Source organism: Streptomyces sp. NPDC002004, assembly GCF_053593975.1.
The window spans coordinates 385,878-404,978 of the sequence record NZ_JBSFDP010000004.1; the positions used below are offsets into that span (position 1 = coordinate 385,878).

A 19,101-nucleotide genomic window follows, 5' to 3' on the forward strand; every position below is an offset into this window, starting at 1 on the left:
CCACAACTTCGTCGCCCCGACTCGCCCTACTCCCCGCGGCGACGCCACGACCTGGACATCGCCAGTTTCGCACTGGCCAAGACCTTCCCCACCGGAACGCGGCGCGGCTACGCGGAGACCGGACAGTGGGAGCCCAAGCGGTCCTTCCACACGGTGGCCCGCCGGTTCCGGTGACACGCGCTCGGCTGCTGCTGGTCGCCCTCATCCGACGTCTATCGTCGTCCGTGTCCGATTCGCAGGAGACGGGGGTAATACGGGTGTTGAGCGAGACGGTGCTCCGCAGCGAGGACGTGGCGGCTCCGGACCGGCTGGCGTACTGGGCGCATCTGGTGGGGCAGACGCACGCGCCGGTGCGGATGGAGAGCGAGTATGCGGATGACTTCCGGGCCGTGCAGCGTGTATTGGACCTGGGCGCGGTCTCGGTGTGGCCCGCGACGTTCCAGCAGTTGGTGATCCGGCGCACTCCACGGCTGGTGCGGCAGTCGGATCCGGGGCTGTTCCATCTCTCGCTGCTGGTCGGCGGCACCGGGGTGGGCAGTTGGAAGGACCAGGAGGCCGTCTACCGGCCGTCCGACCTCCATATCAACGATTCGTCGGTGCCGTGGGAGATCCGTACGGGGCAGGAGCCGGTGACGGCGGTGGGGGTGGAGATCCCGAAGGCCCTGCTCCCGCTGCCGCCGAAGCTGCTCGGGCGCGGGGTCCCCCGGCGGGTGGCTGCGGACCAGGGGGTGGGGGCGCTGGTCTCGCAGTTCCTGACCCAGGTGATCTCCGACGCTCCCTGCTACCGGCCGGAGGACGGGCCCCGGCTGGGAGCGGTGCTGGTGGACCTGGTGGCCGCGCTGTTCGCACACGCGGTGGAGTCGGAGAAGTGTCTGCCGGACGGGGCGCGGCAGCGGGCACTGCTGTTGCAGGTGAAGCGGTTCATCCAGGGACAACTCCATGATCCGGAGCTGTCTCCGGGACTGGTCGCGGCGGCGCATCACATCTCGGTGTCCTACCTGCACCGGCTGTTCGAGGGCGAGGAGGCGACGGTGGCGGCGTGGATCAGGCGGCGCAGGCTGGAGGCGGCGCGGCGTGATCTGGCGGATCCGGCACTGGCGGAGGTTCCGGTGCATGCAGTGGCGTCGCGGTGGGGGTTCGTACGGGCGTCGGACTTCAGCCGGTCCTTCAAGGCGGCGTACGGGGTGGCTCCGGGCGAGTTCCGACGGACATCCGACTGCCTGAAGTGGGCCGTGAAGTGAGGACGTTGCGGCCCGGGCCGCGCTGACGACCGCCGGGTCGGCCAAGCACTTGGTGACCCTTTGTCCGCACCGCTGGTGCCGCCATCTGCCGTCGGTGGCAGGGCCGTTGATGTGCGTGTGCAGCAGATTCACCCCGGGTCGTGACCGTGGTGCCCGGTCATGCCCGGGGGCGCGACACCATCCGGTCACCGCGATCGGTCCGGCAGTCCCCCGGCAACGCGTCGACAGCCCTGTTCAAGCAGCCCTCAGTCGCGTGGCCCGGCCACGGCACTTGTGGGCCGGCCGGCGCCCGGCCGCCGACCTCGGAGCGATCGACGGGGAGGTACTGCTCGAACCATCCGGCGACCGTGGTGGCCATCTCCGCCACGTACTTGGGACAGTCCCAGCCCGCAACGGTCGGCCGGGGCCAGTACTCCTCGAACTCTTCGGGGTCCTCGCCGTCCTCGAGGGCAGCGGCCCGTTCCTCCTGCCACTCCTCCAGCGGGGGCCAGCCGGCCTCGCCGTAGGCGATCGCCTCGATGGCGGAGGCCCAGCCTTCCTCGTGGTTGTCCCGGGGGTGGCCGATTCCGTCGTGCGGGCAGGCCCGCGACAGGGGGGAGGTGTCCACGGAGGTCAGGGCCCGGTGGCACAGCGCGATGGCCGGCGGACCGAACCGGTCCCGCATCGACGACATGATCCGCAGGACGAGAACCAGCGGTGCCAACTCCCAGTGCGCGGGGCCGGCGAGCAGCCGCCGTGCGAGCCAGACCGTCATCTCTTCGTCGTCCAGCACGACTCGGCTGTGCCCGCCGAACTCGTCGACACGGGCGTCCAGGTCTCTGTGGAGCGCTCCGGAGAAGTCCGTCGTACCGTCCGTGTCCAGGTAGAGGTCATCGATGTAGCCGGTATCGGGAAGTCCTCGCGTCATATGCTCTCCGTCCACAACTCCGACACCCTACGGGAACGTTGTTCAGGAGATGCCGGACGCCCGTCACACCCGTTCACCTGGTCCTGGTGCCGGTTCCGGTCCGCCTGGCGGGGTCGTAGCAGCCCGACGGGTGGCGTTCGTTCGCTGCGCGCCGCACTGTGGACGGCCGCTCGCGCGGTGCACTGCCGCTGAGACGCCACACCCCCGCACCTCAGCACATGAACCCACCCCCGCGAGGGCACGTGCGACACCGCCGTCGGGACGATACGACGTCCGCGCAGGTCCCGGAACCTCGCCGTGTTCGGCGCCGAATGAGCCGAAGCCGACGGACGGTCGAATGTCGGCGTTTCGGCCATCCCCGGCCCGGGACGCTGTCTTGTGAGGCAAGGGTCGATGCATCCCGCACGCTCCGCTTCTCGCTCTCCCCTGCGGTTTCGGCAGCGTCTGAAATACGTGTGTTCGATATTCCGGCTGGGTCGTTGAGTTCCACGACATACCCGGGCAGCCGTCAAGGGGGACCACGTTGACCTCGGCAGACACACGAGAACAGCAGGACACGACGCTTCCTCCTCCGCCTCCGGCGGAGATCACCTACAGCGGGCAGTACTCCGTCAACCCGCTCGCCGAGGTCAGCTTCCGGCGGATGTGCGGGCAGATCCCTGCGGTACTGGCCCGGATCGCCCGGCTGTCGTGGCGCACCGATCGCCGCGCGGTGCGGTTGCTGGTCGGCTGCCAGGCTGTGACGGGCCTGTCCGCGGCTGTCCTGCTGGCCGCGACCGCACAGGCGATGCGTCCCGTCCTGGGCACCGGGGCGGTGGGTGGTCGGCTGCGCGACGCGCTGCCTGCGCTCGTCGTGGTGGCCGCGGCGGCCGCCCTGGCCCGGGGGGCGGGCGCGGTGGCCACCTACGCCGAGCGCCGGATCACGCCGCGACTGACCACGGAGACCGACAGCGCTCTAGTGGAGGCGGTCTGCCGGGTCGAGGCCGCGGCATACGCCGTGGACGGCTTCGCCGACCGGCAGGAGGCCGCGGAGATGGGGGTGATCCGGACCCATGTGATGGTGACCGACGCCCAGCGGTTCATGTCCGCGCTCATCCGCATGGTCACCGCCAGTGGCGTTCTGTCGGTGCTGAACCCGATGCTGCTGCCGCTGCTGCTCCTCGCGGTCCTGCCGGCCGGAATCGGTGCCGTCCTGACGGCCCGGGTGGACTACGAGATCCACTACGCCAACGTGGCCGACCGGAACGTGCGCGGGATGATGCGCTGGTGGGCGACGACCCCCAAGTACGGCGACGAGGTCCGCGCCAACTCGATGACGGACTACCTGGTGTTCTGGTACCGGTCCCTGTCCGACCGGTGCGACCGGCGGACGCTGGCCGCCGCGCCGCGGACCCTTCGGATCGCGCTGCTCTCCTCGCTCGCCGGCGGGTTCTTCCTGGTTGTCACCTGGGCGGCCCTGGCCTGGCTGGCGGTGACGGGGAGGATCGAGCTCGCGATCGCCGCCACCGCGGTCGTCGCCGTGCAGACGACACTGGCCGCTCTGTCACAGGTCGTCGTCAACGGCGCCGCGGTCTTCCACACCAGCCTCTACCTGAGCGACATGCAGGCATTCCTCGACGACGCCGCGGCCCGGGCCCCCAAGCGTGGTGATCTCACCATCAGCGGGCCCGTCGAGGAGATCCGGCTCGATGAGGTCGTCTACCAGTACCCAGGCAAGGACAAGCCGGCCGTGGATGGCGTCTCGCTGGCACTCCGGCGAGGCCAGATCCTTGCGATCGTCGGCGTCAACGGTTCCGGCAAGTCCACCCTGACCCGCCTGCTGACCGGGATCTACCTGCCCGACAAGGGCACCGTGACCTGGAACGGCCAGGATCTCGGTGCGACCGAGCCTGCCTCCGCATGGCAGAGGACCGGCCTCGTCCCGCAGATCTTCGCCCAGTGGCCCCTGCGGGTACGCGAGAACATCACCCTCGGCCAGCCCCGCACCCACGACGACGAGCCCGTGTGGGAAGCCGTCGACGCCGTCGGCATGCGGGAAGCGGTGGACGATCTGCCGGCCGGTCTGGACACCCTGCTCGCCCGGGAGGTGTTCGGCGGCGCGGAACTCTCCGGCGGGCAATGGCAGCGGCTGGCCTGCTCTCGTGCCCTCTACCGGCGCCCGGCGCTGCTGATCCTGGACGAGCCGACCTCGCAGATGGACCCGCGCGGCGAGCACGGCGTCTTCGAGCAGATCAAGACCATCGCGGCCGGCCGCATCACCGTGGTGGTCACACACCGGCTGGAGAACACCAAGATCGCCGACCACATCGTGGTGATGGAACACGGCCGCATCACCGAACAGGGCGCCTACGACGACCTGGTCCACGCCGGCGGAACCTTCGCCGAGCTGCTGCAACTCTCGCAGGACCGCTGAACCGCGCGACAGCACCGAACCGGCATCTTCCGCCGAAGACACGGTCACCGTGGCGAGGCCGATGCCGCCCGGCGCCGGGCGTACGCGCCCACCGGCCCGGCCCGGTCGCGGTCTCCGCGTCTCCTTGGCCGTGCCCTTTCCGATCGCTGTCCGGCCCCACTCCATCCATCCCTCACCCAGGAGTACCGACACCGTGCACAACGCCATCTGGGACACCATCGGCAGACTCGCCGACCGCTTCACCGACCACGACGAGCAACGCGGCCTGACCCCGGAGGAACAGTGGACTCTGCAGGTCCTGAAGATCGCCGAGGAGACCGGGGAGGCTTCCCAGGCCGTGATCGGCGCACGGGGTACGAACCCGCGCAAGGGTGACAGCCACAGCTGGACCGATGTCCACGCCGAGGTCGCGGACGTGGTCATCACGGGTCTGGTCGCGCTGTACCGGATGCGTCCCGACGACGCCCCGGCGTATCTTCACCGGCAGTTGTCCGGCAAGGCCGTGAAGTTCCTTCCACCCGCTGCCGCGAGCCGCGGCACGCATCCACACGCAGGGCTCGGTCGCCCGTCCGGAGGTCACTAAGCTGATCCCACCGCTGATCGTCGGCAAGCCGGAAGTGGACCGCTGCGTCGAGGCGTTCACCGCGGTGATGGGACGAGCACACGAGGGCGGCGGTCTGATGCGGGAGTTCGGAAGGGCTCTCGTCAGGCAGGCGGTGCGCCACCGCTGATCTTGATGGGGGACGAGCAATGATCGCCGCGACCACGGTGGGGTCCGTCAACGAGCTGACCGGGCGCTGGGCCCGGACCGCGGTGGGACGGGGAGACGAGGGCACCGTGCTCTCCGCGGCCGGGGTCTGGCCGCTTCTGGCACTGCTGGCGGGCGGCGCCGACGGGCCGGCCCGACAGGAACTGCACGGGGCACTCGGCATCCGGGGCACGGACAGCGCGGCCGCTCTCGGGCGCGAAGCGATCGAGGCTCTGGGTGCGATGGCGGGCGTGGCCGCCGCAACCGGGCTGTGGACGCGTCAGGACCGGGTGCCGGTGCACCCGGAGTGGCAGGCCGCGCTGCCCGAGGGGGTGCACGGCGCGCTGGCGGGCGAACCTGTACTCGACCGCAAGGAGCTGGATGCCTGGGCGTCCCGGCACACCGACGGGGCGATACCCAGCATGCCGGTGCCTCTCTCGGCCGACACCCTGCTGGTCCTGGCCGGGGCGCTGCTGGTGCGGACCACCTGGCTGCAGCCGTTCCGGGAGGGCTGGATGCGCCCGTCCTCCGGTCCGTGGGAGGGCCGTTCGCTGGCCGGGCTCGTCCGTTCCACCACGGACCTGGACGGGGTGCTGCGGGTCGTCCCCGACACCCCGGCCGGGCCGCTGACCCTCTCGGGCGTCGCCGGCGACAACGGACTCGACGTCCATCTGGTGCTCGGCGTCGAGGACGCCCCGGGCGGTGAGGTGCTGGAGGCGGGGATCGCGGCGGTCGGCGGCGTGTACCCGGGATGTCCGGGCTCGGCGCTGCCGCTCGGCGAAGCGGGTCCCGGGGTGGACGTCATGGAGGTCACCAGCTGGGACGCCACCCCCTCGCTCGTCCTCAACACCCCGCAGTTCACCGTAAGCGCCCGGCACGATCTGCTGCGGCACGCGGAGCTGTTCGGGCTGCGTTCGGCCACGGACACCTCCAGGGGCCATTTCCCGGGCATCAGCCCGACTCCGCTGGCGCTGTCCTCCGGAGCGCAGAACATGACCGCAGGGTTCAGCCGGGAGGGGTTCTTCGCGGCGGCCGTCACCGCGTTCTCGCTGGATGCGGGCGGTGTGCCGCAGCAGAAGGCGAAGCTGGTCAGCGTGAAGTACGAGCGCCCCTTCGGCTTCCTGGCCGTGCACCGGGCAACAGGTCTGGTGCTGACGGCGGGCTGGGTCACCGAGCCCGAGGCCGCGGTCGGCCGTCCCTGGTAGCGCGCAATCGCATCGAGCGGAGCGCGACCGCTCACGCAGTTCCGCGTACAGCGGCGCTCGGAACACGGCCGGCGGAACCACGAAGGGGACGGGCATGGTGGGTTCCGGCCTTCGCGTTGTCCAGGCCGTCGACCGAAGTCAGAGCCGGTGGCAGCAGCGAGTTGCAAGTATGGGTCCGAACGGAACGGTCGAGTCGCATCTCGCACATTGAGCCGAACCAGGAACCCAACTAGCCGAACGGGCCGTCGGTGACGAAGCGCCGGAGGTGGTCGGCGAAGGTTTCGGCCTCTCCGGTCGGCCATGAGGCGAGACTGCTCTCGATATGGGCGGACAGGCGCCGGCGCAGGAGTTCCACGGTCCGCTCGCCCTCGCTCGTGAGGGCGAGCAGCGTCGCACGCCGGTCCCCGGGGTCCGGTTCGCGCCGTACCAGCCCTGCCGCTTCCAACCGGGAGGCGCGGCGGGTGACGCCGGAGCGGTCCAGCCCCACATCCGGGGCCAGGTTGGCCGCACTGCAGGGCCCGCTCCTGGCCAGCCCGCTCAGGATCGGGTAGGTCAGCTCGTCCACGGCTTCCCCCAAGCCTGCCGTCAGTGTCCGGTACAGCTCCAGGCGGGTGCTGCGCTTGAGCAGCACTCCCAGGGCGTCGGCGATCTCATGTCCTACGGCGTTCTCCACCCACCCAGACTAACGTGCGCAACGCACGCATGCATGCGGGCCTCTGCTGCCCGATGACGTCCTCGCCCGAGCAGCGACCGTCCGGTCCTCCGATCGCCGGCGCGGTCCTGAGGGATGGGGAGACGTCTGAAATCCAATGGCCATGTCGGTGTGCGCCACGAGATGCTTCCGGCGATGACACGCACCGACACGCCTCCCGCCTGGGACGAGCGCACACAGCTGACCACCTTCCTCGACTATGCGCGTGCCACCGCGCGAGCGAAGTGCGAGGAGTTGTCCGACGACGACGCCCGGAAGGCGCTCCTGCCCGGCTCGCCGCTGATGACCATGAGCGGCCTGATCAACCATCTGCGCTGGGTCGAGTACTACTGGTTCCAGGTCGTCTTCCTCGGCGAGGAGGACGAGGGCCCGTGGACCGATGAGGACCCCGACCGCGAGATGCGCATCGCCGTCGACTTCCCGCTCTCCCGGCTGCTCGACGAATACGCCGAACAGTCCGCTCGCTACGCCCGGCTGGTTGCCGCGCACGACCTGGACACGAAGGCCCGGCGGAAGCGGAGCGACGGCAATGCCGTCGACCTGCGCTGGATCCTGCTCCACCTCGTCGAGGAGACGGCCCGCCACAACGGTCACCTCGACATCCTGCGCGAGTTGGCCGACGGGCGGAGAGGCGTCTAGGAACAGGTCGGCGAGCGGGCCGGACGACACTGCCCACGAGGTGACGTGCAGCCCCGTGGACGGTGTCGGTCCTGCCGGAACAAGCCCAAGCCGGATCGGCGGGAAGAACTACTTGCCCGACGTGCCCGCCGCCCACCGACCGTTCCCCGCCTCTGCATGGTGCGGGTCCGTCTCGGCCCCGCTTGCCGGCGGTTCATGACGGGGTGGCACCTTCCGGGTGCGGAGGAGCCACGGTGGGGCGGGCGAGTTGCCGCGGGCGATCAGGCCGCCGCTCGTGCACGGTCACACACCTGTGGTGGAACCGGGGCGGATGATCATCAGGACGGTGACGGTGGCCCATAGCAGGTTGAAGATCCCGGTGAGCATGGCGAGGCGGCCGGCGGACCGGGCAGCGGGGTCCGAACCGGCAGCCTGTGCGGTGGCGAGGGCGCCGTCCTGGGCCGGCAGGATGAGCAGGGCCAGGAGGGCGGCTGCCGCGGCGGTCAGGACGATCGAGGTGATCAGCCATGCGCTGACGAGGACGCCGCGCGGCCCCAGGGCAGCGTGCGCACTCGGCAAGGAGCACGGCGCTGCCCGCCTGCTCGGCGGCCACCCGACCGGCCCGGACTTCGACAGGCACCACGTAGCGTGGCGCGTCACCCGGCCACCGGAACGGGCCCCGCACCCATCCGGGATACGGGGCCGCTCAGTTGTTCACGAAGCGCGCCACAGAGCCTGACTCCGGGTCTGCTCGACGGGCACGTCCACCTGGTCATGGTCCGCACCCGCATTGGCGAGCTTGCGCACCAGGGTCAGCAGGTCACGGACCCGGGCTCGCGCTCCCGCCTGCATTTCGGCCGCATGGTGGCCGACCGACCGACCTCCGTAGTAGCGGTCGAACGGGATCCACGCCCGGCTCCGGGCGCGCAGCAGCTGCTTCGCCGGAACAGGCCGACGGCCCTCCTCCTTCGCGGCCCTGAGGGTCGCGGCGCTGTAGCGATAGGAGACGACCAGGGCCGGCCGTGGCCGGGCATTTCCGCGCCGTCGGTGGTCACTGTCGTCCGTGCCGGTCCACCAGGGGACCGCGGGTGGATGATGGGCAGTACGAGACACGGGTGTGTCCTCCTCCTGCCCGGAACACGTGTCCGGGCTAGGGGGAGTGGCCCGCCGTGTACCGCCTTCCCGTCCGGACGCAGCGGCTCACGCGGCCTCACCCCCGTCGTCCACCGCGGCAACCTGCAATCGTACGCGCACCGTGGCGAGCTGCGGTCGTACCGCGGCCGTTACTTGGGGCGGCCAGGGCCCGTCGGGCGGGGTCCATCGGCTTGGGCGTCCGCTGCGCCGACGCCCCCTCCGGCCGTTTCCGCCGCCCGGCGGTCGGCACCGCCTGGCGACCATTTCACCTGGGGGGCCGGTGGGACCCGCCCGGAGTTCCGCGATGTCACAGGTGCACGATCAGCACGCGTCATGACGACCGGACGGCCGTGCCGCCACCTGCACACCTCCCGACCCGAAGCCGCCCGTCCAGAATTCCGTACGGCCCACCGGGCTTCTCGCGGACATGATCAAGCGTTATCCGGGATCAGTTGAATGTCATTCGGAATGATCATAGAGTGCCCGAATTGGACGACGTGCAGGCAAGGGACGGTCGAGGGGATCGTGGACGACATCGACAGGGCGCTGATCGCGGAGCTTCAGCGCGACGCCACACAGGCCTACGCGGCGCTCGGCAAGGTGGTCGGCCTCTCGGCCGGAGCGGCTCATGACCGCGTACGCAAGCTCCGCGAGCGCGGTGTCATCCGCCGGACGACCGTGGACGTCGACCCGGCCGCCCTCGGGCGGGACGTACTCGCCTTCGTCATGACCGACTCGTCGGCCTGGATGGGGGACGCGGCCGAATCCTTCGCCGCCATCCCCGAGATCCAGGAGGCGCACGTCATCGCGGGCACTGCCTCCGTCCTCGTCAAGGTCCGCACAGCCACCACGGAGCAGTTGCAGGACGTCCTGCGGCGGCTCTACGCGATCGAGGGTGTGAGCGGGACTCAGGCCACGGTCGTGCTGGAGACCTTCTTCGAGAGGCCGGTCCGCGCCGACTGATACCGCCGGGTGCCGGGATGCACCCCATCGTGAACGGCTTGGCCGACTGTTGCTCTCAACCGCGCGGCCGACTCACCTTCAGTGGCCGAGGGACGTGTCCCGGTCACACGGAGCTGCCGGGAAGGGGCACTTCGCATGATGAACTTCCGGTCGATCTACCAGCACGGCTTCGCGCGGGTCGCCGCGTGCACCGGCCACGCCGCCATCGCCGAGCCGCACACCAACGCCGAGGCGGTCCTGGGACAAGGGCGCCAGTGCGCGCAGGAGGGGGTCGCCGTCGCCGTGTTCCCCGAGCTCTGCCTGTCCGGCTACTCGATCGAGGACCTGCTGCTCCAGGACGCGCTGCTCGACGAGGTCGAGGCAGCGCTCCAGGCCGTGGTGGCCGGATCGGCGGATCTGCTCACGGTACTCGTCGTGGGTGCCCCGCTGCGCCATCGCAACCGGATCTACAACTGCGCGGTGGTCGTGCACCGTGGACGGATCCTCGGTGTCGCGCCCAAGTCGTACCTGCCGAACTACCGCGAGTTCTACGAGCGGCGGCAGATCGCCCCGGGCGACGACGAGCGCGGCGGGACGATCCGGGTCGGCGGCGCGACCGTGCCCTTCGGTACGGACCTGCTCTTCGCGGCGGAGGACGTCCCGGGCCTGGTGCTGCACGCCGAGATCTGCGAGGACATGTGGGTGCCGGTGCCCCCGAGCGCGGAGGCGGCGCTGGCCGGAGCGACCGTTCTCGTCAACCTCTCGGGCAGCCCGATCACGGTCGGGCGGGCCGAGGACCGGCGGCTGCTGTGCCGCTCGGCGTCCACGCGCTGTCTCGCCGCCTATGTCTACGCGGCGGCCGGTCTGGGCGAGTCGACAACCGACCTGTCCTGGGACGGCCAGACCATGATCTACGAGAACGGCGCCCTGCTGGCGGAGACCGACCGGTTCCCGCAGGGCGATCAGTACGCGGTGGCCGACGTCGACCTCGACCTGTTGCGGCAGGCCCGCGCACGGCAGGGCACGTTCGACGACAACCGCCGTACCCATGCCGCGCGCACCAGTGGCTTCCGGCAGGTGGCGTTCCGGCTCGACCCGCCCGCTGTCGACCTCGGACTGCGCCGCCGGATCGAGCGCTTCCCCTTCGTGCCGGCCGACCCCACCCGCCTCGCCCAGGACTGCTACGAGGCCTACAACATCCAGGTCGCGGGTCTGCAGCAGCGTCTGGCCGCGATCGGTGGCCCGAAGGTCGTCATCGGCGTGTCGGGGGGTCTCGACTCCACACATGCGCTGATCGTCGCCGCCCGGGCCATGGACCGCGCGGGCCGCCCGCGCAGCGACATCCTGGCCTTCACGCTGCCCGGCTTCGCCACCGGCGAGCACACCAGGAGCAACGCCCACAAGCTGATGCGTTCGCTCGGCGTCACGGCGGCCGAACTGGACATCACGCCGACCGCCCGGCTCATGCTCCAGGAGATCGGTCACCCCTTCTCGTCCGGTGAGCCGGTGTACGACGTGACCTTCGAGAACGTACAGGCCGGGCTGCGGACCGACTACCTGTTCCGGCTGGCCAACCAGCGCGGGGGCATCGTGCTCGGCACCGGTGACCTGTCCGAGCTGGCCCTCGGCTGGTGCACCTATGGCGTCGGCGACCAGATGAGCCACTACAACGTCAACGGCGGCGTGCCGAAGACGCTCATCCAGCACCTCATCCGATGGGTCATCAGCAGTGGCCAGTTCGACGAGGAGACCAACGAGACGCTGGCAGCGATCCTCGACACGGAGATCAGCCCGGAGCTCGTGCCGGGGGAGGAACTGCAGTCCACCGAGTCCAAGATCGGGCCGTACGCGCTGCACGACTTCACCCTCTTCCATGTGCTGCGCCACGGCTTCCGGCCGGGGAAGATCGGCTTTCTGGCCTGGCACGCCTGGCATGACCGGGACGCCGGCGCGTGGCCGCCGGGCTTCCCCGAGGCCGAGCGGGTGGCGTACGACCTCCCGGAGATCTGGCACTGGCTGGAGAGCTTCTGCCGCCGTTTCTTCGGGTTCGCGCAGTTCAAGCGCTCGGCGATGCCGAACGGGCCGAAGGTCCTGGCCGGCGGTTCCCTCTCGCCTCGCGGCGACTGGCGCGCTCCCTCCGACGGTACGGCGGAGGCCTGGCTGAGAGACCTCGCTCGCTGGGACGTGCCGCGCGGCGGGGAGTAGCCGGCGCTCGGGTCCGCTCCGGCCGTGTGCCTAGGCGCGCGTCTCTGTGCCTCCGTGTGCACGGAGATCCGGGCCGTCTGCCGAGGTTGCGACGGTCGCCGCAGCGTCGGTCCGCCGTATCCGTAGGCGTCCGGCGCGAAACGGCAGGTCGGACGCGGGCCGACGAGGCATCCCGGCCCGGGGCACGGGCGAGCGAGGGTTACGCGCCGGCCAGTGGGCGAGCCGCGCATCCGGCAAAGTCCGGTGAGACGGGGGCGGGTTGCGACACCCGGGACTCCCCCGCCCCGTCCCCGCCCAGACGGGTTCAGGACCGGGACGGGCGTGGCCCTGCGACCGCTTCGGCGAACAGGCGGCGTCCGGCCGAGGTGGTGAGGGCCGCGCGCAGGGCCGTGTCCCGTACGGCACGGGCGGGTGCCGAGCGCAGTGTCCAGGCGCGGGTGGCGAGGTCGGTGCGGGCGAGCACGCGCAGGGCGTCGGCGCGGCGTGCACGGCGCCAGGCCGTGAGGTGTTCGGCCACCGCGCCGCCGCGGGCGGTCGCATCGGGCAGCACTGCGGCGAGGGAGACGGCGTCCCGCAGGCCGAGGTTGAGTCCCTGCCCGCCGACCGGACTGCACACATGTGCGGCGTCGCCGATCAGCAGCACCCGTCGGCTCCCGTGGGGTCCGGCGAGGCGCCGCTGGGTGCGGAAGGTGCTCGTCCAGCGGCATTCGCGGACGGTTGCCGTCCACCCTCGGGCCGCCGCCTCGGCGGCGAGCGCCGCCGGACCGTCCGCGCCGCCCGGCTCGGGACCGTGCGGCAGGTGCAGCACCACCCGGGCCCAGCCGTCGAGGTGCATCGGCAGCACCACGAGAAGGCCGCGTGGTCCGCCGACCATGTGCACGCGTGTCGGGTCCAGCGAGGGATCGTCGACCCGCAGATCGGCGAGCTGCCACGTGCCGGCATACGTCCGGCCGCGAAACGCCGTACCGGTGAGGGCACGCAGTGTGCTGGACGCACCGTCGGCCGCCACCACCCAGCGGACGCGCAGGGGGTCGAGCGCGTCCGACCGTACGGTGACGCCGTCGGCGTCCTCGTCGACCGACCGGACCGGCGCCGAGCGGTGGACGCGCGCACCCGCGCGCTCGGCCTCCACGGCGAGCAGACCCTCGGTCGCACACTGCGGGACGGTCAGGATGTACGGGTACGCAGAGCGCAGCCGTGCCAGGTCGAAGCCGCCGAGCCTGTGCCCCTGCGACCACATGTCCACCGTGTCCACGCGTCGTCCCAGCGGGTGCAGCGACTCCGCAAGGCCGCTCGGAGCCAGGGCCTCCAGGGTTCGGGCGTGCAGGTCCGTCGCCCGGGACTCGGTGACGGGACCGGGTCGGCGTTCCAGTACCACCACGGAGAGTCCCGCCCGGGCGAGCAGCAGTGCGGCGCTCAGGCCGACCGGCCCTGCCCCCACCACCGCCACGTCCGCGTCCACCGCCACGTCCGGCACTCTAATCGGACCCGGCGGGCCGCGGACCGCCGGGCCGGAAGCGGAGCGGACGGCGGTCCTGACCGGCGGTCGGCCACACGTGGCCGCTGGTGGTCCGCTACCCCGGAACAGCCGTGGAGGGCGGCCCGAGTGCGTGGGCGCTCAAGGGCGCGGACGAGCACGGCCTGCACCGCCCACCTCCCGGCGCTCGAGAATTTACCGAACTCACGTACAACCCTTACTCATCCATGAGGGTCTTCTGATCGCTGACCGGCCCGTGCAGCGCTGGGACCAGTCCCGGCGGGAGCGGACGGTCCGCGCACCGTAGACCGTGGACGCCTGCCAGGCGTCCCCGCATGCCGTAGGAGAACCCGCGTGCACATGCACCACCACCGACTCGCCCTCGCGACGGCCACCGCTGCCGCGCTGACGGGCAGTCTGCTCACCTTCTCTGTCCCGCCCGCGTTCGCCGGGCAGGCCGCGCCGGCGACTGCCGCCGGCACCTCCAGCCCGTACCGGGCGGACTTCAACGGTGACGGCTACGGCGACGTCGCCTTCGCCGCCCCGTACGCGAGCGTCGCGGGCAAGAGCATGGCCGGTTACGTGGCCGTGGTCTACGGCAGTGCGAGCGGCCTGAACCCCGCCAAGCGCACCGTGATCAACCAGAACACCACCGGCGTGCCCGGCACCGCGGAGGACGAGGACGCCTTCGGCCAGGCACTCGCCGTGGCGGACCTCAACGGCGACGGTTACACGGACCTCGTGGCCGGCGCCCCCGGGGAGGACGTCGGCTCGGACGGCGACGGCGGCTCCGTCACCGTGCTGTGGGGCTCGTCGGCCGGCGTCAGGAACGGCACCACCGTCAAGGACCCGGCGGCCTCCGCGCACGACGAGTGGGGCCGGGTGCTCACCGCGGGCGACTTCGACGGGGACGGCAGGGCGGACCTGGCCGTCGGCACCGGTTCCTCCCACGCCTATGTGATCCGGGGCCGTTTCACCACCTCCGGCGGCACCGGCACCGCCCGGAAGGTGGGTCTGCCGGACAAGGCGAAGTACGGCATCGACGCCATGAAGGCCGGCGACACCAACGGTGACAAGAAGGCCGACCTCGTTCTCACCTACCGCACGGCACTCAACCCGGACGGCTCGGGCAACTGGTCGAAGGGCGTCGCCTACCTCGGCACCTCCTCCGGCCCGGAGACGTCCGTACCGCGGCCCCTGAACGGCGGCACCTCCATCGCCCTCGGCGACATCGACGGCGACGGCTACGACGAGATCGCCCTCGGCAACGTCTTCACCGAGGACGACGACCACGCGGGCTCTCTCGGCGGCAAGGTCGTCGTCATCCGCGGCAGCGCGGGCGGCCCGGTCAACGGCGACGCCCCCATGGCGGAACTCACCCAGGATTCCACGGGTGTTCCCGGCACCGACGAGAAGAACGACGGCTTCGGCAGTTCGGTCTCGATCGGGGACGTGGACGGCGACGGCCACGGCGACCTCGCCATCGGCGTCGTCTTCGAGGACAGCGGCGCGGCCGAGGACACCGGCTCCACGGTGCTGCTCAAGGGCTCCGCCGCGGGCGTCTCCCCGACCGGCGGGCGCACCCTCTCCCAGGCCACGTCCGGTGTTCCCGGTACCGCCGAGTCGATGGACTACTTCGGCTCCGACGTCCTGTTGACGGACGTCAACAAGGACGGCCGCGCCGACTTCACGGTCGGAGCGGGCTTCGAGGACGAGGGCGTCGGCGCCGTCACCGCGCTGCTCGGATCCGCGAGCGGCGTCTCCACCGACGGCGCCCGCGCATTCGGCCCGCGCACGTTGGGCCTCGCCCACACCTACGGCGCGTTCAGCACGGGCCTCATCGGCTGACCCGGAGTTCCCATGGGTCCTGAGCGGCCCGGCGTCCGCGGCGGTCATGAAGCGCTGCGACGACGCCGGGCCGGTCAACGGCGAAGCCGACCGGCACCTGCTCCCCGGTGGGCCAGGTGCCGGTGACGCCTCGTCACGGCCGTGAAGCGGCCGTGGGTGGCGCGGGGTGCGGCGGATGGGACACGGGCGCCGGCGGGAGTTGCCGCATCGTGCGCACGGGGGAACAGAGGACGGGAAGAAAGGCGCACGCCAGACACACGGCTCCGCTCCACACCGCCGCGCGCACGCCCACGGTCTGACCGATCAGTCCGCCCAGTGCGGAGCCGACGGCGAGGGCACCGGTGAGCAGGAAGCGGAAGGTGGCGTTCATCCGGCCCAGGAGCGGGTCCGGGGTCAGGCGCTGGCGCAGACTCACACCGAGCACGTTGTCCACCCCGGTCTTCGTCATGGCCGTCAGCCAGCCGGCAGCGGCCACCCACAGCCAGGGTCCGTGACCGACCAGGGCGACGGCCGGCGCGGCGGGAACGGTCCACAGCCCGGCGAGCCCCAGGACACGGCCGTGTCCGAACCGCGCGGCAAGACGGCGGGCGCACCCCGCGCCCAGGAGAAGTCCCAGCCCGCCGGCCGCCCAGTACAGGCCGAGCGTGACCGCGGGCAGGCGCAGGTCGCGGGTGAACAGCACCGGCAGCATGGCATTGATCATCTGCGCGCCCAGGTTGGTGAGTGCCGCGGTGAGTGCCAGCGCGCGGAGCTCGCGGCTCGCGAGGACATATCGCAGCCCCTCGGCGACCTCCGCCCGCAGCCGCCGTGCGGTTTGCGGCGCGGTGCGCGCCCCACGGCGACGCATGCCGACGAGGCCGACGGCGGAGAGGAGGTAGGCGACGGCCGCTCCCAGGACGGCGACCGGGGCCGTGAACATCTGCACCAGCAGGCCCCCGGCGCCCCGGCCCGCGATGTTGGCCCCGGCCATGAGGCTCACCACCGCGGCGTTCGCGGGGACCAGGCTCTCGCGGCCGACGAGTTCCGGCAGGACGCTCTGCGAGCCGACGTCGAAGAAGACCGTGGCGCAGCCGTTCAGCAGGACCACCGCATACAGCTGAGGCAGCGTCAGCGCATCCAGGAACCAGGCGACGGGGATGGAGGCGAGGAGCGCGGCACGCGCGGCGTCGGCGGCCACCAGGACCCGGCTGCCGGTCATGCGGTCGACCCAGGCGCCGGCGGGCAGCCCGATGAGCAGGAAGGCGGCGGTGGACAAGGCGGCCAGGGCGCCCGCCTGACCGGGACTCGCGTCGAGGACGGTGACGGCGAGAAGCGGGATCGCCACATAGCCGACGTTGGTGCCGAGGTGGCTGAGCGAACTCGCGAGGAAGAGCGTCCGGAAACCGCGTACGCGCCAGGGTGATTCGGGGTCGAGAGGCATGCCGGCACTCTGCGCAGGAGCCCGGCACGTCGCCTACTGATTTAGTCTGAGCTGAATGATCGAGATCCAGTTCGGCCTGGAGGACGTGGCCCGTACGCGCTTCGCCGTCTCCCCGCTGTGGGAGGTGGTCGCGAGCGTACGGGTGCTCAAGGGCGCCGACGAGAACGGCCTGCACCACACCTGGACGGACCAGGTGCGCCCTCGGCTCGCGGCCGCCGCCGTCGACCTCGACGTCCTGTTCGACCTGATCCCGGTACCGTCCCGGTCTCCGTGGACGGGCAGCATTCCGTCGTTCCTCTGCCCGCCGCCCGTGACCCCGCTGCCCTCGCTCGCGATGGAGCTGGCGACACTGCGAGCGACTCCGCCGAGGTTGCTGACGACGACGACGGCCGTGCCCGCCCCGCGCATGGCGGCCCTGCGGGCCGACCCGGTCGTCGAACTCGCGCGGCTGGCGCAGGTGATCGAGGCGTACTGGGACGTGGCCCTCGCCCCGTACTGGTCTCGGATCCTCACCTTCCTGGAGAACGACATCCGCTACCGCGCGGGACGACTGGTGGACGGCGGCGCCGGCCGCCTGTTCGCGGACCTGGACCCTCAGGTCGCATGGGCGGGCGGAACCCTTCAACTGGCGCACCGCACCGCGCGCGGCCCGCGCCGGCTGGACGGCCGGGGGCTGCTGCTGGTGCCGTCGGCCTTCGTGTGGCCGCGCATCTTCTCGGTGCTGGGCGAGTCGTGGCAGCCGTCACTGCGCTATCCGCCCCGGGATCTGGGCTCCTTGTGGCAGTCCCGCCCGACCCCCGCCTCCGAGGCGCTCGCGGGCGTCATGGGCCGCTCGCGCGCCCTTCTGCTGGCCGAGCTGACCGCTCCCGCCTCGACGACCGAGCTCGCCCGGCGCACCGGCCTCACCCCCGGCGGCGTCTCCCAGCACCTGACAGCCCTGCGCACAGCGGGCCTGGTCAGCTCCCACCGTGCCGGGCGGCAGGTGCTCTACGCCCGTACCCGTACCGCGGAGGCGGTGATCGCGGCGGCCGGCACAGGCTCCTGACGTCGGGAACCGACCGGGGGGCGGGACGCCTTGCCATCCCTGGTCCGGACTTGGTCGGGCGGTGCCGTTCGAGGTGGGCCGGGTCGGCGCGGTAGGCGGTGGGGCCGCCGTTGTGCATCACCTCACGCGTGATCGTCGGGGCCGGACGTTCGAGGCGTCGGGCGATCTCGGCCCTCGCGAGCTCCTCGGTGATCCTTCGCGATGGCCCCTGATCCCCTCACCGTAGCGTTCACTTCTTAATCATTGCAATGATCCATGCAACTACCGTTGCGTTACCTTCAAGGTCGTTGCAACACTTTATCGTGTTTGACCTGCATAAATAACGACTCCTCGCAACGAACGCATTGAAGACTATTGGAAAGCAACGTAGCGTTTCCGGTGTCAGAAACAGTGCATGAGTACGGGAGAGCATGATGCAGAAGTTCGAGACCACCGCCCCGATCTCCGCCGTCCTGGACATCCCCGCCGGACGCGTCCAGTTCATCGCCGCCGACCGCGCCGACACCACCGTCGAGGTCCTGCCTGCGAACGCCTCGAAGGACCGCGACGTGAAGGCGGCGCAGGAGACCACCGTCGCCTACGCCGACGGCGTCCTGCGGATCCACACCGCCGAGCCCAAGAACCAGCTCTTCGGCCCGTCCGGGTCCATCGAGGTGACGGTCAAGCTGCCCGCCGGCTCCCGTATCGAGGCCAGGGCTGCCAGTGCCGAACTGCGGACGGTCGGCCGCCTCGGCGACGTCGCTTTCGACGGCGCGTACCGCCGGGTCAAGATCGACGAGGCCGCGAGCGCCCGTCTCACTGCGGTCGACGGCGACGTCGAGGTCGGGCGGCTGGGCGGCCCCGCGCAGATCAGCACGGCACGGGGCGACATCCGGATCGCCGAGGCCATGGGCGGCGCGGTGGTGCTCCGGACCCAGTCCGGCGACATCACGGTCGGCGCCGCCTCCGGCGTCTCCGCCGCCCTGGACGCCGGCACGGGCCACGGCCGTATCAGCAACGCCCTGAAGAACGACGGCACCGCCGCACTCGACATCCGCGCCACCACCTCCCACGGCGACATCACCGCCCGCAGTCTCTGAAGCAGGCCCAGGACGTGTCCGGCCGGGCCCACCGCGACCGAGATCCGGCCGGGTCGTCGCCGACGACCCGGCCGTCCGTGGCCCGGGGGGCGCGATCCGTCTGCAGG

General features: G+C 71.4%; 15 protein-coding genes and 3 pseudogenes. 11 read left to right on the plus strand and 7 right to left on the minus strand.

The features are described from left to right. The first annotated feature begins 257 nt into the window (after nt 1-257). Nucleotides 258-1,241 (plus strand): AraC-like ligand-binding domain-containing protein, encoded by a 984-nt coding sequence (locus ACWCP6_RS10155; RefSeq protein ID WP_450931951.1) that lies wholly within the window; start codon nt 258-260, stop codon nt 1,239-1,241. 157 nt (nt 1,242-1,398) lie between these two features. On the opposite strand, the gene ACWCP6_RS10160 is transcribed toward ACWCP6_RS10155, so the two are convergent. Beyond that, nucleotides 1,399-2,148 (minus strand): hypothetical protein, encoded by a 750-nt coding sequence (locus ACWCP6_RS10160; protein WP_450931901.1) that lies wholly within the window; start codon nt 2,146-2,148, stop codon nt 1,399-1,401. A 523-nt stretch (nt 2,149-2,671) separates the two neighbouring features. Between ACWCP6_RS10160 and ACWCP6_RS10165 the strand changes: the two genes are divergently transcribed. From ACWCP6_RS10165 to ACWCP6_RS10180, 4 genes and pseudogenes are all read left to right on the plus strand, one after another. Further along, nucleotides 2,672-4,561: an ATP-binding cassette domain-containing protein gene (locus ACWCP6_RS10165; RefSeq protein WP_450931902.1), complete on the plus strand. Its 1,890-nt coding sequence runs from the start codon at nt 2,672-2,674 to the stop codon at nt 4,559-4,561. 193 nt (nt 4,562-4,754) lie between these two features. Beyond that, nucleotides 4,755-5,144 carry a MazG-like family protein gene (locus tag ACWCP6_RS10170; protein ID WP_450931903.1) on the plus strand — a complete coding sequence of 130 codons (390 nt, stop codon included), beginning with the start codon at nt 4,755-4,757 and terminating at the stop codon, nt 5,142-5,144. Further along, nucleotides 5,101-5,292: pseudogene (locus ACWCP6_RS10175) on the plus strand (aspartate aminotransferase family protein); the annotation flags it as partial. The gene ACWCP6_RS10170 and the pseudogene ACWCP6_RS10175, both read left to right, overlap by 44 nt. Nucleotides 5,293-5,311: 19 nt before the next feature. Then, nucleotides 5,312-6,514 carry a serpin family protein gene (locus ACWCP6_RS10180; protein WP_450931904.1) on the plus strand — a complete coding sequence of 401 codons (1,203 nt, stop codon included), beginning with the start codon at nt 5,312-5,314 and terminating at the stop codon, nt 6,512-6,514. Nucleotides 6,515-6,743: 229 nt separating this feature from the next. Here the strand turns inward: ACWCP6_RS10180 and ACWCP6_RS10185 are convergent, their stop codons facing one another. Further along, nucleotides 6,744-7,187, minus strand: a complete 444-nt coding sequence (locus tag ACWCP6_RS10185; RefSeq protein WP_450931905.1) for a MarR family winged helix-turn-helix transcriptional regulator — start codon at nt 7,185-7,187, stop codon at nt 6,744-6,746. A gap of 174 nt (nt 7,188-7,361) precedes the next feature. Here ACWCP6_RS10185 and ACWCP6_RS10190 point away from each other — a divergent pair, with 174 nt between their 5' ends. After that, a complete protein-coding gene (locus ACWCP6_RS10190; RefSeq protein ID WP_450931906.1) occupies nt 7,362-7,865 on the plus strand; it encodes a DinB family protein in 504 nt (167 codons plus the stop codon). Nucleotides 7,866-8,147: 282 nt separating this feature from the next. On the opposite strand, the pseudogene ACWCP6_RS10195 reads toward ACWCP6_RS10190, so the two are convergent. Both ACWCP6_RS10195 and ACWCP6_RS10200 read right to left on the minus strand, forming a co-directional pair. Continuing rightward, nucleotides 8,148-8,390 (minus strand): annotated as a pseudogene (locus ACWCP6_RS10195) (hypothetical protein); the annotation flags it as partial. 168 nt (nt 8,391-8,558) lie between these two features. Beyond that, nucleotides 8,559-8,957, minus strand: a complete 399-nt coding sequence (locus ACWCP6_RS10200; RefSeq protein ID WP_450931907.1) for a hypothetical protein — start codon at nt 8,955-8,957, stop codon at nt 8,559-8,561. A gap of 546 nt (nt 8,958-9,503) precedes the next feature. Here ACWCP6_RS10200 and ACWCP6_RS10205 point away from each other — a divergent pair. Together ACWCP6_RS10205 and ACWCP6_RS10210 are read left to right on the plus strand one after the other, a co-directional pair. After that, nucleotides 9,504-9,941, plus strand: a complete 438-nt coding sequence (locus ACWCP6_RS10205) for an Lrp/AsnC family transcriptional regulator (RefSeq protein WP_450931908.1) — start codon at nt 9,504-9,506, stop codon at nt 9,939-9,941. A gap of 138 nt (nt 9,942-10,079) precedes the next feature. Continuing rightward, nucleotides 10,080-12,125: an NAD(+) synthase gene (locus ACWCP6_RS10210; RefSeq protein WP_450931952.1), complete on the plus strand. Its 2,046-nt coding sequence runs from the start codon at nt 10,080-10,082 to the stop codon at nt 12,123-12,125. Nucleotides 12,126-12,429: 304 nt separating this feature from the next. Here ACWCP6_RS10210 and ACWCP6_RS10215 read toward each other — a convergent pair whose 3' ends face one another. Further along, entirely contained in the window at nt 12,430-13,593 is a 1,164-nt protein-coding gene (locus ACWCP6_RS10215; protein WP_450931909.1) for an FAD-dependent oxidoreductase, read from the minus strand. A 369-nt stretch (nt 13,594-13,962) separates the two neighbouring features. Here ACWCP6_RS10215 and ACWCP6_RS10220 point away from each other — a divergent pair, with 369 nt between their 5' ends. Further along, complete coding sequence (locus ACWCP6_RS10220) at nt 13,963-15,450, plus strand: FG-GAP-like repeat-containing protein (RefSeq protein WP_450931910.1); 1,488 nt, start codon at nt 13,963-13,965, stop codon at nt 15,448-15,450. Nucleotides 15,451-15,583: 133 nt separating this feature from the next. Here ACWCP6_RS10220 and ACWCP6_RS10225 read toward each other — a convergent pair whose 3' ends face one another. Continuing rightward, nucleotides 15,584-16,870, minus strand: coding sequence for an MFS transporter (locus tag ACWCP6_RS10225; protein WP_450931911.1), 1,287 nt, complete (start codon nt 16,868-16,870; stop codon nt 15,584-15,586). Nucleotides 16,871-16,925: 55 nt separating this feature from the next. Between ACWCP6_RS10225 and ACWCP6_RS10230 the strand changes: the two genes are divergently transcribed. Further along, on the plus strand, nt 16,926-17,915 hold the full coding sequence (locus tag ACWCP6_RS10230) for a DUF5937 family protein (RefSeq protein WP_450931912.1): 990 nt from the start codon (nt 16,926-16,928) through the stop codon (nt 17,913-17,915). Nucleotides 17,916-17,928: 13 nt separating this feature from the next. Here the strand turns inward: ACWCP6_RS10230 and ACWCP6_RS10235 are convergent. After that, a pseudogene (locus ACWCP6_RS10235) lies at nt 17,929-18,108 on the minus strand (MarR family transcriptional regulator); the annotation flags it as partial. Between the two features lie 220 nt (nt 18,109-18,328). Here ACWCP6_RS10235 and ACWCP6_RS10240 point away from each other — a divergent pair. Further along, on the plus strand, nt 18,329-18,994 hold the full coding sequence (locus ACWCP6_RS10240) for a DUF4097 family beta strand repeat-containing protein (RefSeq protein ID WP_450931953.1): 666 nt from the start codon (nt 18,329-18,331) through the stop codon (nt 18,992-18,994). Nucleotides 18,995-19,101 lie beyond the last annotated feature (107 nt).

Bases quoted from the DNA above. Each gene is read 5' to 3' on its own strand.
- ACWCP6_RS10180 (WP_450931904.1), top strand. From the start codon at position 5,312: ATGATCGCCGCGACCACGGTGGGGTCCGTCAACGAGCTGACCGGGCGC.
- ACWCP6_RS10160 (WP_450931901.1), bottom strand. From the start codon at position 2,148: ATGACGCGAGGACTTCCCGATACCGGCTACATCGATGACCTCTACCTG.
- ACWCP6_RS10225 (WP_450931911.1), bottom strand. From the start codon at position 16,870: ATGCCTCTCGACCCCGAATCACCCTGGCGCGTACGCGGTTTCCGGACG.
- ACWCP6_RS10240 (WP_450931953.1), top strand. From the start codon at position 18,329: ATGCAGAAGTTCGAGACCACCGCCCCGATCTCCGCCGTCCTGGACATC.
- ACWCP6_RS10220 (WP_450931910.1), top strand. From the start codon at position 13,963: ATGCACCACCACCGACTCGCCCTCGCGACGGCCACCGCTGCCGCGCTG.
- ACWCP6_RS10210 (WP_450931952.1), top strand. From the start codon at position 10,080: ATGAACTTCCGGTCGATCTACCAGCACGGCTTCGCGCGGGTCGCCGCG.
- ACWCP6_RS10230 (WP_450931912.1), top strand. From the start codon at position 16,926: ATGATCGAGATCCAGTTCGGCCTGGAGGACGTGGCCCGTACGCGCTTC.
- ACWCP6_RS10190 (WP_450931906.1), top strand. From the start codon at position 7,362: ATGACACGCACCGACACGCCTCCCGCCTGGGACGAGCGCACACAGCTG.